Origin of the sequence: Actinomadura verrucosospora, from assembly GCF_039540335.1 — a bacterium.
Lineage (GTDB): Bacteria > Actinomycetota > Actinomycetes > Streptosporangiales > Streptosporangiaceae > Spirillospora > Spirillospora verrucosospora.
Map to the genome: position 1 here is coordinate 17,933 of NZ_BAABEV010000028.1, position 13,608 is coordinate 31,540.

12 protein-coding genes are annotated in these 13,608 nt (G+C 73.9%); 7 read left to right on the forward strand and 5 right to left on the reverse strand.

The features are described from left to right. Positions 1-73: 73 nt before the first annotated feature. Positions 74-1,297: a PrsW family intramembrane metalloprotease gene (locus ABD944_RS26530; RefSeq protein ID WP_345181029.1), complete on the forward strand. Its 1,224-nt coding sequence runs from the start codon at positions 74-76 to the stop codon at positions 1,295-1,297. An 81-nt stretch (positions 1,298-1,378) separates the two neighbouring features. Then, positions 1,379-2,377, forward strand: coding sequence for a COX15/CtaA family protein (locus ABD944_RS26535; protein WP_345181031.1), 999 nt, complete (start codon positions 1,379-1,381; stop codon positions 2,375-2,377). A gap of 7 nt (positions 2,378-2,384) precedes the next feature. Here the strand turns inward: ABD944_RS26535 and polX are convergent, their stop codons facing one another. From polX to ABD944_RS26560, 5 genes are all read right to left on the reverse strand, one after another. Continuing rightward, a complete protein-coding gene (gene polX / locus ABD944_RS26540; protein ID WP_345181033.1) occupies positions 2,385-4,103 on the reverse strand; it encodes a DNA polymerase/3'-5' exonuclease PolX in 1,719 nt (572 codons plus the stop codon). A gap of 39 nt (positions 4,104-4,142) precedes the next feature. Continuing rightward, positions 4,143-4,979 carry a proteasome subunit beta gene (prcB, locus tag ABD944_RS26545; RefSeq protein ID WP_345181036.1) on the reverse strand — a complete coding sequence of 279 codons (837 nt, stop codon included), beginning with the start codon at positions 4,977-4,979 and terminating at the stop codon, positions 4,143-4,145. A 71-nt stretch (positions 4,980-5,050) separates the two neighbouring features. Beyond that, a complete protein-coding gene (locus ABD944_RS26550; RefSeq protein WP_345181038.1) occupies positions 5,051-6,010 on the reverse strand; it encodes an EamA family transporter in 960 nt (319 codons plus the stop codon). 2 nt (positions 6,011-6,012) lie between these two features. Beyond that, positions 6,013-6,729: an ABC transporter permease gene (locus ABD944_RS26555; protein ID WP_345181222.1), complete on the reverse strand. Its 717-nt coding sequence runs from the start codon at positions 6,727-6,729 to the stop codon at positions 6,013-6,015. A 50-nt stretch (positions 6,730-6,779) separates the two neighbouring features. After that, positions 6,780-7,706, reverse strand: a complete 927-nt coding sequence (locus ABD944_RS26560; RefSeq protein WP_345181040.1) for an ABC transporter ATP-binding protein — start codon at positions 7,704-7,706, stop codon at positions 6,780-6,782. Between the two features lie 173 nt (positions 7,707-7,879). Between ABD944_RS26560 and ABD944_RS26565 the strand changes: the two genes are divergently transcribed. Genes ABD944_RS26565 through ABD944_RS26585 form a run of 5 tightly spaced genes read left to right on the forward strand, consistent with a single transcriptional unit; the run spans position 7,880 to position 13,592 of the window. Beyond that, complete coding sequence (locus ABD944_RS26565) at positions 7,880-9,121, forward strand: arginine deiminase (RefSeq protein ID WP_345181042.1); 1,242 nt, start codon at positions 7,880-7,882, stop codon at positions 9,119-9,121. Then, positions 9,121-10,122, forward strand: coding sequence for an ornithine carbamoyltransferase (gene argF / locus ABD944_RS26570; RefSeq protein WP_345181045.1), 1,002 nt, complete (start codon positions 9,121-9,123; stop codon positions 10,120-10,122). Before ABD944_RS26565 ends, argF begins: the two co-directional genes overlap by 1 nt. 29 nt (positions 10,123-10,151) lie before the next feature. Next, entirely contained in the window at positions 10,152-11,087 is a 936-nt protein-coding gene (gene arcC, locus ABD944_RS26575; RefSeq protein ID WP_345181048.1) for a carbamate kinase, read from the forward strand. After that, positions 11,084-12,550 (forward strand): amino acid permease, encoded by a 1,467-nt coding sequence (locus ABD944_RS26580; protein ID WP_345181050.1) that lies wholly within the window; start codon positions 11,084-11,086, stop codon positions 12,548-12,550. The genes arcC and ABD944_RS26580 overlap by 4 nt, the downstream gene beginning before the upstream one ends. Further along, positions 12,543-13,592: a universal stress protein gene (locus ABD944_RS26585; protein ID WP_345181053.1), complete on the forward strand. Its 1,050-nt coding sequence runs from the start codon at positions 12,543-12,545 to the stop codon at positions 13,590-13,592. Before ABD944_RS26580 ends, ABD944_RS26585 begins: the two co-directional genes overlap by 8 nt. Positions 13,593-13,608: the final 16 nt, after the last annotated feature.

A 13,608-nucleotide genomic window follows, 5' to 3' on the forward strand; every position in this document is an offset into this window, starting at 1 on the left:
GCGCTCTACCCCGGCACCGTACCGATAGGCGCGCTTTCGCGGATCGGTGCGACCTGCCGTTACGCTTCGCGGTATGGCGAGCATGGATCCCAAGGCGGTGCTCGAAGGCCGTGTCCCCGGGCGGCCTCCGGTCGGCCTGATCCTCGGCATGACCGTGTCGGGGCTGTGCGCCCTCGTCGCGCTCGGCACGGACGCCGCGCTCGGCGGGGCCGGGTTCTGGGTCGGGGTGATCCTCGCGATCCTGCCGATCCCGGTGCTGATCGCCCTGGCCCTCACCCTCGACCGGCTGGAGCCCGAGCCGCCGCGCGCCCTCGCCTTCTCGTTCATGTGGGGCGCGGGGGTCGCCGTGCTGGGCGCCCTCGTGCTCAACACCGCCGGGATGCTGTACGTGACCGTGCCCATCTTCGGCGAGACGGAGGGCCACTTCGTCAGCGCCGCCGTCGGCGCGCCGATCATCGAGGAGTCGCTGAAGGGCGCCGTCCTGTTCGGCATGCTGTGGTTCCGCCGCAACGAGATCGACGGGTTCGCCGACGGGATCATGTACGCGGCCATGGTCGGGCTCGGCTTCGCCATGATGGAGAACGTCACCTACTACACGCGGGCGTTCGAGGACGGCGGCGCGCAGCAGCTCCAGGCGGTGTTCGTCCTGCGCGGCCTGATCGCCCCGCTCAGCCACCCGCTGTTCACCTCGATGACCGGTCTCGGCGTCGCCTACGCCGCCACCCACCGGCGCGGTCAGATCGTCGCGCCGCTCGCCGGGCTGCTCGGCGCGATGGTGCTGCACGGGCTGTGGAACGGCGCAGCCGCGTTCGGGCTCGGCGGCCTCGGCATCGTCTACCTGCTGGACTTCTGCGTCCTGGTGGCGCTGATCGTCATCGTGTTCGTCGAGCGGCGCGGCACCGTGCGCCGCATCGAGACCTACCTGCCGATGTACGCGGGGACGGGCCTGGTGACGCCGCAGGACGTGCGGATGCTGCGCTCCATCCCCTCGCGCCGCGCCGCCCGCCGCTGGGCCCGCTCGGTCGGCGGCGCGCCCGCCGGACGCGCCATGGTCGACTACCAGCTCGCCGCGACGGAGCTGGCGCTGCTGCACAAGCGCGCCGACCGGGGCGTCGCCGACCAGCGCTGGTTCGTGGCCCGCCGCGACTCGCTGCTCGCACTGATGTCGCTGGCCAGGCAGGCGTTCCTGCGCACCCCGCCGCGGCCCGGGGCGGGCATCCAGGCCGGGCCGCCGTGGGCGCGGCAGGGCCCGTCGGGATTCCTGCCGCCGCAGCCGCCCGGCCCGTACGGCGCCTGACCCGCGGACGCTGCCGGAGCGGCGCGCGCGTGGGCGGGGGCCGGGTCACGGCCACGGAGACCCGGCCATACGATTGGTGCCGTGGCAGAGCGAGAGTCGTCCAACCTCCTGATCCGGACCTGGAACGCCGTGTGGCGCCCGACGCCCGGGTCCCTGCGGCTGCTCGCGCTGATCGGCGTCATCGGCAACGTGGTGATCGTCGTCAGCGGCGGCGCCGTCCGCGTCACCAAGTCCGGGCTCGGCTGCCCCGACTGGCCGCGCTGCTCCGGCGACAGCCTCGTGCCGACCCACAACCCCGAGCACCACGTGCTCAACATGTCGATCGAGTTCGGCAACCGGCTGATCACCTTCGTGGTGCTGGGCGTCGGCGTGCTGGTGTTCGTCGCCGCGCTGCGGCTGCGGCCGCGCCGCCGGAGCCTGGTGCTGTGGGCGCTGGCCCAGCCGATGAGCGTGGTCGCCCAGGCGGTCATCGGCGGCATCGTCGTGCTGACCAAGCTGCACCCGGCGGCCGTCTCGCTGCACTTCCTGGTCTCGCCGGCCCTGCTGGTGTTCTGCGTCGCGCTCTGGGTCCGCGCGGGGGAGGGCGACGCGCCGCCCCGGCCGCTCGCCGGTCCCTGGACGCGCCGCCTCGCCGCCGCGCTGCTGGTCTCGTGCGCCGCCGTGCTCGTCGCGGGCACGGTCGTCACCGGCACCGGCCCGCACGCGGGCGACGCCGAGTCGCGCCGCTACGGCTTCGACATCACCGACGTCGCCCGGATCCACGGCGAGCTGGCCTGGCTCACGATCGCGCTGACGGCGCTCGCCATCGTGGCCCTGCACCGCACGGGCGCGCCCGCCGCCGCCCGCCGCCGCGCCCACGAGCTGGCCGGGCTGATCGTGCTGCAGGGCGCCGTCGGCTACGTCCAGTACTTCCTCGGCGTCCCCGCCGGTCTGGTGCTGCTGCACATGCTCGGCGCGGTGCTGATGTGGATCGCGGCGTTCCGCCTGTTCTTCGCGCTGCGCGACCGGGGCCCCGTCCCCGCCGCCGAGGCTCCGGCCCCGGCGGCCCCGCGTCCCGCCGAGGCGCCCCAGCCCGCCTGACCCGCGCTCAGGTCTTGCGCAGGAACGCGCGCAGACGCTCCAGCGGCCAGGTGTTGATGACGTCGTCGGGGGTCAGCCAGCCACGCTGGGCGGTGCCGACGCCGTAGCGGATGTTGCGGTGGTGGCCGACCGAGTGGGCGTCGGTGTCGACGGCGAACTTCACGCCGAACCGCTTCGCGCGCCGGACCAGGTCGGCGGGCAGGTCGAGGCGGTCGGGGAAGGAGTCGATCTCCATCGCGGTGCCGGTGCGGGCGGCGGCGCGGAACACCTCGTCCCAGTCGGCGTTCACCGGCGCCCGGCGGCCGATGCTGCGGGCGGTGGGGTGCCCGATCACGTGGACGTGGGGGTTCTCGCACGCGCGGACGAGCCGCCGCGTCATGCTCGCCTCGTCCTGCGTGAAGTGGGAGTGGACGGAGGCGACGCAGACGTCGAAGCCGGACAGGAAGTCGGCGTCCCAGTCGACGCCGCCGTCGGGGTCGATGTTGAGCTCGGTGCCGTGCAGGAGCGTGAGGCCGGGGAACCGATCCCGCAGCTCGGCGATCCGCTCGCGCTGGGCGAGCATCTTCTCGTCGGTCATGCGCTGCATGACCAGGTTCGGCGCGTGGTCGGTGATCGCGTAGTACTCCAGGCCGCGGTCCCGCGCGGCGGCGGCCATGTCCTCCAGTGAGGCGACGCCGTCGGTCAGGTCGGTGTGGCTGTGCAGGTCGCCGCGCAGGTCCTCGACGGTCACCAGGCGGGGCAGCTCGTCCCTCAGCGCCGCCTCGATCTCGCCGGCGTCCTCGCGGAGGGCGGGGTGCACCCAGGGCAGGCCGAGGCGCTCGTAGACCTCCTCCTCGGTGGCGGACACGATCAGCTCGTCGGTGCGGGCGTCGAACAGCCCGTACTCCGAGAGCCTGAGCCCGGCCTTCACGGCGATCTCGCGGGTGCGGATGTTGTGGGCCTGGGAGCCGGTGAAGTACTGGAGCGCGGCGCCCCACGACTCGGGCGGGACGACGCGCAGATCGACCTGCAGGCCCCGGGCGGTGCGGATCGAGGTCTTCTTGTCGCCGCCCGCGATGACCTCCGCGACGAACGGGAGCGCGGTGAACGCCTCCATGACCGGACGCGGGTCGCGGGAGGCGGCCAGCACGTCGACGTCGCCGATCGTCTCGCGCATCCGGCGCAGCGAGCCGGCGTGGGCGCAGCGCTCCACCTGGGGCAGCGCGGACAGGGCGGCGACGATCTCGTCGGCGACGCCCGCCGCCGCGTCGACCAGGACGCGCTCGCCGGAGCCGCGCATCAGCTCGATGCCGTGGAGGATGTTCTCCTCGGTCTTGGCGCCGAAGCCCTTGAGCCCGCGGAGCCGTCCCTCCTCGACGGCGGCGGCCAGCTCGTCGACCGAGGAGACGCCGAGCGCCTCGTAGACGGCGAGGGCCTTCTTCGGGCCGAGCGTGGGGATGGCGGTCAGGGCGCGGACCCCGGCCGGGATCTGCGTGCGCAGCTCCTCGACCTGCCGGATCGTGCCGGTGGTGTTGTAGTCGAGGAGCTTCTTGGCGATCGCGTCGCCCACCCCCGGGATCCGCCGCAGCCCGGCCAGGTCGAGGCCGGCGATGTCGCCCGGGTGGCCCGCGACCGCCCGCGCCGCCTTCTCGTACGCCCTGATCTTGAAGGCGTCGCCGCCCGTGATGGCCAGCAGATCGGCCAGTTCCTGGATGAGGGCCGCAGCCTCGTCGTTCGCCCGTGCCATGGGCCGAGTCTAGAAGCCGGGTACGACGGTTTCGGGCGCTCAGCGCAGGGGCGCGACGGGCCCGCCGGGCCGCTCGGTCCGGCCGCGCACGACCTCGTCGGCGATCGCCGCCACCTGCTCGTCGGGCAGCCGCCGGTAGCCGTCGGCCGTGACGACCGCGATCGTCGGGTAGATGCGCCGGGTCGGGTCGGGGCCGCCGGTGGCGCTGTCGTCGTCGGCCGCGTCGTAGAGCGCCTGGACGCACACGGTGGCGGCGTCCTCCAGGGACAGGTCGTCGCGGTAGAGCTTCTTCAGCGCGCCGGCGGCGTAGGGGGAGCCGGAGCCGTCCGCGTGGAAGCCGCGGGCCTCCTGAGGGGCGCCCGTGATGTCGTAGGTGTAGATCCGCGCCTCGCCGGAGTCGGGGTCGAGGCCCGCGAACAGCGGGACGACCGCGAGCCCCTGCAGGGCCTGCGCGAGGTTGGCCTGGATCACGGCGCCGAGGCGGCGGGCCTTGCCCGGCAGCGACAGCGGGACGGTCTCCATCTTCTCGTAGTGCTCCAGCTCCACCTGGAACAGCCGGACCATCTCCAGCGCCAGCCCGACGGTTCCCGCGAAGGCGACGGCGGAGTACTCGTCGGCGCGCTGCACCTTGTCGAGCTCGCGGTAGGCGATGCGGTGCCCCTGGGTGGCGCGCCGGTCGCCGGCCATCATCACGCCGCCCGGGAACGTCAGCGCCAGGACCGTCGTCCCGTGCGGCAGCTCGGGCGCGTCCCCCTCGGGCACCCGGTTGACGGGCAGCAGCTCAGGGGAGTGCAGGCGCAGGAAGTCGACGAACGACGCCGACCCCGCCTCGAAGAACTCGGGCGGAATCCCCTGGTCCTCGCTCCGGCCGATCACGGCGGCTCCTCTCCTGCTCGATGATCGCGACGTCCCGATCCTTCCACGCTGCCACACGGGGCCGCCACCGCTCAGGCCTCCGGCGCCTCGGGCGGCTCCTTCTGGCTCCGGGTCGCGCCCGCGCACGCGACGATCACGCAGCAGATCGCCACCCACTGGCGCGCCGTGAGGATCTCGCCGAGCAGCGCCACCCCGACGAGCGCCGCCACGGCGGGCTCCAGGCTCATGAGGATCCCGAAGACGCGGGCGGGCATCCGCCGCAGCGCCTCCAGCTCGAGCGAGTACGGGATCACCGACGACAGCAGCCCCACGCCGAGGCCGATCAGCAGCAGGCGCGGGTCCAGCAGGGCGGTGCCCGCGGACGCCACGCCGAGCGGAAGGATCGCCACGGTCCCGACGACGCTGGCGAGCGCGAGGCCGGTGGAGCCGGGGAACCGCTGGCCGGTCGCGGCGGTGAGCACGATGTAGCCCGCCCAGCACGCCCCCGCCAGCAGCGCGAACGCGATGCCGACCGGGTCGAGGGCGCCGCTGCCGCCCCGGGCGAGCAGGACGACGCCGGCCCCCGCCAGCACCACCCACAGCGCGTCGCGGGGGCGCCGGGAGGCGATGATCGAGACCAGGAGCGGCCCGAGGAACTCGATCGTGACGGCGACGCCCAGCGGGATCCGCGAGAACGACTGGTAGATCGAGTAGTTCATCAGCGCCAGCGCCAGCCCGAAGCCCGCGGCGATCGCGAGGCTGGAGCGCGAGTGGTCGCGCAGGACGGTCCGCAGCGCCTTGCGGGTCAGGAACCCCAGCACGACCGCCGAGGTCAGCAGCCGCATCGTCACGATGGCGCTCGGCGGCAGCCGGTCGAACATGTGCTTGGCCAGGCCCGCGCCGACCTGGAGGGAGATGATGCCCATCAGGATCAGCGCGGGCGGCGGCACCGACCCGAGCGACAGCCTCCGCGCCGGCAGCGCCCGTGCCCAGGTGGGCCGGGCGGGCCGGGACGCGCCGCCGAACGAACCGGGAGCTTCGGAGAGGGCCATGGCTACTCCCACCTGAAGAAGCGGGCGGCCAGGACGAGGCCGGCGGCGGCCCACACGGCGAGGACCGCCAGCGGCTTGCCGGGGAAGGCGGCGCCGTGCTGGAGGACCTGGCGCAGCCCCTCGGAGAGCGCCGAGATCGGCAGCAGCTCCAGGGCGGACCGCACCCCACCGGGGAAGCGGTCGAGCGGGAAGACGACGCCGCCGAGGGCCAGCAGCAGGATGTAGACGAGGTTGGCGGCGGCGAGGGTGGCCTCGGCGCGCAGCGTCCCGGCCATGAGCAGCCCGAACCCGCTGAACGCGGCGGTGCCGAGCGCCAGCAGGACGACCACCGAGGCGGGGTCGCCGTGCGGGTGCCAGCCGAGCGCCAGCGCCACCGCGCAGACGACCGCCGCCTGCACGGCCTCGACCGCGACCACGCTGAGCGTCTTGGCGGCGATGAGCCCGCCGCGCGGCAGCGGGGTCGCGCCGAGCCGCTTGAGGACGCCGTAGCGCCGCTCGAAGCCGGTGCCGATGGCCTGGCCGGTGAACGCGGTGGACATCACCGCGAGGGCGAGGACGCCCGGGGCGAGGAAGTCGACGCGGCGGCCCGCGCCGAGATCGACGAGGTCGGTGGCGCTGAACAGCGCGAGCAGCACCACCGGGATGATCAGCGTGAGCAGCAGCTGCTCGCCGTTGCGCAGCACGGCGCGGAACTCGTAGCCCGCCTGGGAGAGGATCATCCGCGGCAGCGGCGCGGCGCCCGGCGCGGGGGCGAGGTCCAGTGGGGCGGTCACGAGCGCAGCTCCCGTCCGGTGAGTTCCAGGAAGACGTCCTCCAGCGTGCGCCGCTCGATCCGCAGGTCCTCGGTCATGACGCCGTGCGAGGCGCACCAGGCGGTGACCGTGGCCAGCAGCTCGGGCCGGACGTCGGCCTCGATCAGGTAGTGCCCGGCCGGTGACTCCTTGGCGGCGCTCCCGGCGGGCAGGGCCGCGAGCAGCTCCTCCAGGCCGAGGCCGGGACGGGCGCGGAAGCGCAGCTGGCGCTCGGCGCCGGTCAGCTCCTCGGGGGCGCCCTGCGCGACGACCCTGCCGCCGTCGACGATCACGACGTGGTCGGAGAGGCGCTCGGCCTCCTCCATGTTGTGCGTGGTGAGCACGACCGACACCCCGGCCGCGCGCAGCTCGCCGATGAGCTCCCAGGTGGCGTGCCTGGCCTGCGGGTCGAGCCCGGTGGTGGGCTCGTCGAGGAAGACCAGCTCGGGCCGCCCGACCACGGCGACGGCGAGGGAGAGCCGCTGCTGCTGCCCGCCCGACATGCGCCGGAACGGGGTGCGGGCGTGCGCGGTGAGGCCGAGCCGCTCCAGCAGGGCGGAGGCGTCGAGCGGCGCGGTGTGGAACGAGGCGACGAGCCGCAGGAACTCGCCGGCCCGGGCGGTGCCCGGCACGCCGCCGGACTGCGGCATCACCCCGACCCGCGGGCGCAGGGCGCGCCCGTCGGCGGCGGGGTCCAGCCCGAGAACGCGGACGGTGCCCGCGTCGGCCCGCCGGAACCCCTCGCAGATCTCGATGGTGGTGGTCTTGCCGGCGCCGTTCGGGCCGAGCAGCGCGGTGACCGCGCCCCGGGCGGCGCTGAGCGACAGGCCGTCCACGGCCGTCACCGCGCCGTAGCGCTTGGCGAGGGAGCGCAGTTCGACCGCGCCGTCTCCGGGGGGTGTCATGGTGATGAGTTTAGGTCCGGGGCGCGACAGCTCCGCGCCCGGTCCCGGCCCTCCCAGCGTGAACTCGCGGTAAAGCCGGCCGGTGGAAGTCGATCTAGTTTCGCCGCCGCGCCCCGGGGAATCCGCGATCTGGGGGAGTCGCGGCGCCGTGGCCGTGCTCCGGGGAGGTGGGGATGGCGTTCCGCGTCGATTCGGAGGTCGGGCGGCTCCGCGAGGTGCTGCTGCACCGGCCCGAGCTGTCGCTCAAGCGGCTCACCCCCTCCAACGCCGCCGGGCTGCTGTTCGACGACGTGCTGTGGGTCAGGCGGGCGGTGGAGGAGCACGAGGAGTTCGAGGACGTCCTGCGCGCCCAGGGCGTGCGCACGCACCTGCTGATCGACCTGCTGGGCGAGACCGTCACGATCCCCGAGGCGCGCCGGCACATCCTCGACCGGGTGGTCGACCCGCACTGGTTCGGCCCGCTGGCCACCGACGCCATCCGCAACTGCTTCGACGCCATGGACGTCGCGGAGCTGGCCGCGTTCCTGATCGGGGGCATCACCAAGCGGGAGATGCTGGAGCGGATGCCCGAGCCGGCGTCGATCGCGTTCCACTCGATCGGCATGGACGGGTTCGTCCTGCCGCCGCTGCCCAACCACCTGTTCACCCGCGACACGTCCTGCTGGATCTACGACGGCGTCTCGATCAACACGATGCGCATGAAGGCCCGGATGCGCGAGACGGTGAACATGGAGGCGATCTACCGCTGGCACCCGCTGTTCGCGGCCGGGTACGACCGGCCCGCCGAGGGCGGCTACCACGTGTGGAACCGCGGCACCGCGATGGCGCCGGCGACGCTGGAGGGCGGCGACGTGCTCGTCCTCGGCAACGGCGGTGTGCTGGTCGGGATGAGCGAGCGCACGCAGCCGCAGGCCGTGGAGATGCTGGCCCAGTCGCTGTTCGCCGCGGGGTCCTGCGACCGGATCGTCGCCCTGCGGATGCCGCGCAAGCGGGCGTTCATGCACCTGGACACGGTCATGACGATGGTCGACCACGGCGTGTTCACCAAGTACGGGGGGATGGGCATGCTGCCGTCCCACACCGTGGAGCCCGGCGACAACGAGAAGGAACTCAAGATCACGGATCATCCGGCGGAGGACATGCACCGGGCCGTCGCCGCCGCGCTCGGGCTGGACGACATCAAGGTGCTCTCCCCGACCCAGGACGTGTTCGCCGCCGAGCGCGAGCAGTGGGACGACGGCGCGAACGTCCTGGCCGTGGCGCCCGGCGTGGTGATCGCCTACGAGCGCAACGCCACGAGCAACAACCACCTCGCCCGCAACGGCGTCGAGGTCGTCACGATCCGGGGAAGCGAGCTCGGCCGGGGCCGCGGGGGGCCGCGCTGCATGAGCTGCCCGCTCGTCCGGGACGCCTGATGGCGCCCGATCTGCGCGGGCGCAGCCTGCTCAGGGAGCTCGACTTCACGCCGGAGGAGTTCGCGTACCTCATCGACCTGGCGGCCGACCTGAAGGCCGCCAAGCGCGGCGGGACGGAGACGCGGGCGCTGGCGGGCAGGAACATCGCGCTCGTCTTCGAGAAGCCCTCCACCCGCACCCGCTGCGCGTTCGAGGTCGCCGCGCACGACCAGGGCGCCCACGTCACCTACCTCGACCCCGGCGGGACGCAGATCGGCCACAAAGAATCGATCAAGGACACGGCGCGCGTCCTCGGGCGGATGTACGACGGCATCGAGTTCCGGGGCTCCGCCCAGCGGCGCGTCGAGGAACTGGCCGAGCACGCGGGCGTCCCGGTGTGGAACGGCCTGACCGACGAGTGGCACCCGACGCAGATGCTCGCCGACATGCTCACCATGCGCGAGCACAGCGGCAGGCCGCTGCACCAGGTCGCCTACGCGTACCTGGGCGACGCGCGCAACAACATGGGGCACTCCTACGTGGCGGCCGGGGCGCTGCTCGGCATGGACGTCCGCATCGTCGCCCCCCGCGCCCTCTGGCCCGACGAGGAGGCGGTCCTCGGGCCGTCCCGCGCGGTCGCGGCCGGGACGGGCGCGCGCATCACCCTCACCGAGGACGTCGCGGACGGCGTGCGCGGCGCCGACTTCGTCATCACCGACGTGTGGGTGTCGATGGGCGAGCCGGCGGAGGTGTGGGACGAGCGGATCGCGCTGCTCACGCCCTACCAGGTCAACGCCGAGGTCATGCGCGCCACCGGCAACCCCGCCGCCAGGTTCATGCACTGCCTGCCGGCCTTCCACGACCGGGGGACCGCCGTGGGCGAGGAGATCTACCGCAGGACCGGCCTGGACGCCCTCGAGGTCACCGACGAGGTGTTCGAGTCCGAGGCGTCCGTCGTCTTCGACGAGGCCGAGAACCGGATGCACACGATCAAGGCGGTCATGGTGGCGACGCTCGGCTGAGCCGGGACCGCCGGGGAGGGGGAGGACGCATGCGCGTGGTCGTCGCGCTCGGAGGGAACGCGCTGGTCAAGCGGGGGGAGACGCCCGACGCCGAGCTCCAGCGCGGCAACGTCGACCGGGCCGTGCGGTCGCTGGCGCCGCTGGCCGAGCGGCACGAGCTGATCATCACGCACGGGAACGGGCCGCAGGTGGGGGTGCTGGCGCTGGAGAGCGTCAACGACCCGAACCTGACCCGGCCCTACCCGCTGGACACGATCGGCGCCGAGACCCAGGGCATGATCGGCTACTGGATGCTCCAGTCGCTGCAGAACGCGCTGCCCGGCCGCCAGGTGATGGCGATGATCAACCAGACGCTGGTGTCGGCGGTGGACCCGGCGTTCGAGAACCCCACCAAGTTCGTCGGCCAGGTCTACGAGCGGGAGGAGGCCGAGAAGCTCGCCGCCGAGTACGGCTGGACCGTCCGGCCCGACGGGGACCGCTGGCGCCGCGTGGTGCCCTCCCCGCGGCCGCAGCGGGTGATCGAGACGCGGCTGATCAGGGAGCTGGTCCGGCTCGGCACGGTGGTGGTGTGCGCGGGCGGCGGCGGCATCCCGGTCTTCCGCAACGACGTGGGGCGCCTGGAGGGCGTCGAGGCGGTGGTCGACAAGGACCTCACCGCGGCCGTCCTCGCCGAGAGCATGGACGCCGACGCGCTGCTCATCCTCACCGACGTGCCCCGCGTGATGCGCGGCTTCGGCACGCCGGACGCGCAGGAGATCGCCCACACGACGCCGTACGAGCTGCGCGGCGAGGACTTCCCCGCCGGGTCGATGGGCCCGAAGGTCGAGGCGGCGGTGAGCTTCGTCGAGCGGACGGGCGACATGGCCGCGATCGGGACGCTCGACCAGTGCGAGCGCATCCTGGAGGGGACCGCGGGGACGATCGTCACCCCCAACGCCACGTGGCCGCTGGCGAGCACGCTGTGAGCGCCGGGACCGCGCCGCAGACCTTCGCGCGGAGCCTGCTGCGGACCAAGCCCGTCGACCTGATCGTCGCCGAGGGCGGGCACGGCGAGGGCGGCGAGCTGAGGCGCACGATGAGCCTGCTGCAGCTCACCCTGTTCAGCGTCGGCGCGACCCTCGGCACCGGCATCTTCGTCGTCCTCGGCGAGGCGGTCCCGCTGGCCGGGCCCGCGGTCGTGCTGTCGTTCGTCCTCGCCGCCGTCACCGCCCTGTTCTCGGCGCTGTCGTACGCCGAGCTGGCCGGGACGATCCCCGTCTCCGGCTCGTCCTACTCCTACGCGTACGCGACGCTGGGCGAGCTCGTCGCCTGGGTCTGCGGCTGGTGCCTGCTGCTGGAGTACGCCGTTTCGGTGTCGGCCGTGGCGGTCGGCTGGGGCTCCTACCTCAACGCCTTCCTCGACGGCGCCGCGGGCTTCACGATCCCGGCGCAGATCAGCAACCCGCCGGGGGAGGGCGGCCTCGTCAACGTCCCCGCGGTGATCGTGGTGCTGTTCGCCACGGCGCTGCTGCTGCGCGGCACCTCCGAGAGCGCCGCCGCGAACACGGTCATGGTCTTCCTCAAGATCGGCGTGCTGCTGTTCTTCTGCGCGATCGCCTTCACGGCGTTCCGGTCGGGCAACATGTCCCCGTTCGCGCCGATGGGATGGGCGGGCATCAGCGCGGCGGGCTCCAAGGTGTTCTTCTCCTACATCGGCTTCGACGCCGCCTCCACCGCCGGGGAGGAGGCCAGGAACCCGCGCCGCGACCTGCCCCTGGCGATCATCCTCTCGCTGGCCGTCGTGACGGCGCTCTACGTGCTGGTCGGGCTCGCGGCGGTCGGCGCCATGCACTGGACGCGGTTCTCGCTCAGCGGCTCGGAGGCCTCCCTGGCGCAGGTCCTGAACTCGGTGAGCGGGCGGACGTGGCCGTCGGTGGTCCTGTCCCTCGGCGCCGTGATCGCCATCGCGAGCGTCGTGCTCACCGTCATGTACGGGCAGACCCGCATCCTGTTCGCGATGTCGCGCGACGGGCTCGTCCCGCACGTCTTCCAGAAGGTGAGCCCGCGGCGGCGCGTCCCGGTCGCCAACACCGTCATCGTGGCGGGGTTCATCGCGGTCCTCGCCGCGGTGATCCCCCTCGGCCGGCTCGTCGACGCCACCAGCATCGGGACGCTGTTCGCGTTCGCCCTGGTCAGCGTCGGCGTGATCGTCCTGCGCCGGACCCGGCCGGAGCTGCCGCGCAGCTTCCGCGCGCCGCTGTACCCGGTGACGCCGCTGGCCGGCGTCGCCCTGTGCGTGTATCTGATGGTCGGCCTCGGCGGCGTCACCTGGACCGTCTTCGCGATCTGGACCGCCGTCGGCCTGGCCGGCTACTTCCTGTACGGCCGGCGCCACTCGCGCCTGGCCGCCGGGAACGGAGGGCCCATCGGAGGGAGCCCGCATGAGTGAACCGAAAGGCATGGAACCGGACGGCGTCGATTCCGGCGGAGGCGACCCGGACGGGCTGCGCGTGGTGGTCGGGTACTCGCCCGACGAGCGCGGCGACGACGCCCTCGTCCTGGCCGCGCTGATCCGGTCGGCGGACCGGTCGAGGCGGCTCGCGCCGCTGACGGTCGCCAACGTCCATCCGCCCGCCTGGCCCGCGCACGGCCCCGCCTCGGTGGACGCCGAATGGGTCGCCTACCTCAGGCACCAGTCGGAGGAGGCGCTGGGCCGGGCCGCCGCGCGGCTCGCCGAGCTCCAGGTGCCGCGGCCGGACCTCGACCTGCGGGTGCGCGCGCACCGGGGCAGCGGGCGAGGCCTCATCGAGGTCGCCCGGGAGGTGGGCGCCGACCTCGTCGTCATCGGCTCGGCGCCGGGCGGCCGCCGCGGCCGGATCGCCATCGGCAGCACCGCCGACCAGCTCCTGCACGACTCGCCCGTCCCGGTCCTGCTGGCGCCGCGCGGGTACGCCGACGAGTCGCTGCGCCACCACCGGGCGCTGGGGCCCGACCGCGCGGCGCGGCGGCTGGAGCGGATGACCGTGGCGTTCTGGCCGCGCCGCGACGTCGAGGGCCCGCTGCTGGCCGCCGCGGCGCTCGCGCGGAAGCTGGGGCTGCCGATGCGGCTGCTGACGCTGGTGCTGCGCCCGGCCGCCGTCGCGGCCAGGTTCGGCGGCGTCGGCGGCGCGCTGGACCGCCAGGTCGCCCAGGCCGACGAGGACCTGCGGGAGGCCGCGGGCCTGCTCGGGGCGCGCCTGGGGGACGGGATGCCGGTGGAGCGGCTCGCGGAGGTCGGGACCGGGGTCGCCGCCACGCTCGGCGCCGTCGATATGCTGCCGGGGGAGATCGTCGCCTGCCTGCCGGGCCGCCACGGACCGCTGCGCAAGGTGTTCCTCGGGGAGGGCTCCGGCAAGATCGTGCGGGCCGCGCCGTGCCCGGTGCTGGTGCTGCCGCGCGGGATCGGCGCTGGCGAGGGCGAGGCGTCCTCCGGCGAGGACGACCAGACTTAGGTAAGGCTTACCTGCG

Coding starts and splice junctions, on each gene's coding strand:
- arcC (WP_345181048.1), top strand. CDS start 10,152: ATGCGCGTGGTCGTCGCGCTCGGAGGGAACGCGCTGGTCAAGCGGGGG.
- ABD944_RS26560 (WP_345181040.1), bottom strand. CDS start 7,706: ATGACACCCCCCGGAGACGGCGCGGTCGAACTGCGCTCCCTCGCCAAG.
- polX (WP_345181033.1), bottom strand. CDS start 4,103: ATGGCACGGGCGAACGACGAGGCTGCGGCCCTCATCCAGGAACTGGCC.
- argF (WP_345181045.1), top strand. CDS start 9,121: ATGGCGCCCGATCTGCGCGGGCGCAGCCTGCTCAGGGAGCTCGACTTC.
- ABD944_RS26555 (WP_345181222.1), bottom strand. CDS start 6,729: ATGATCCTCTCCCAGGCGGGCTACGAGTTCCGCGCCGTGCTGCGCAAC.
- ABD944_RS26530 (WP_345181029.1), top strand. CDS start 74: ATGGCGAGCATGGATCCCAAGGCGGTGCTCGAAGGCCGTGTCCCCGGG.
- ABD944_RS26585 (WP_345181053.1), top strand. CDS start 12,543: ATGAGTGAACCGAAAGGCATGGAACCGGACGGCGTCGATTCCGGCGGA.
- ABD944_RS26565 (WP_345181042.1), top strand. CDS start 7,880: ATGGCGTTCCGCGTCGATTCGGAGGTCGGGCGGCTCCGCGAGGTGCTG.
- ABD944_RS26550 (WP_345181038.1), bottom strand. CDS start 6,010: ATGGCCCTCTCCGAAGCTCCCGGTTCGTTCGGCGGCGCGTCCCGGCCC.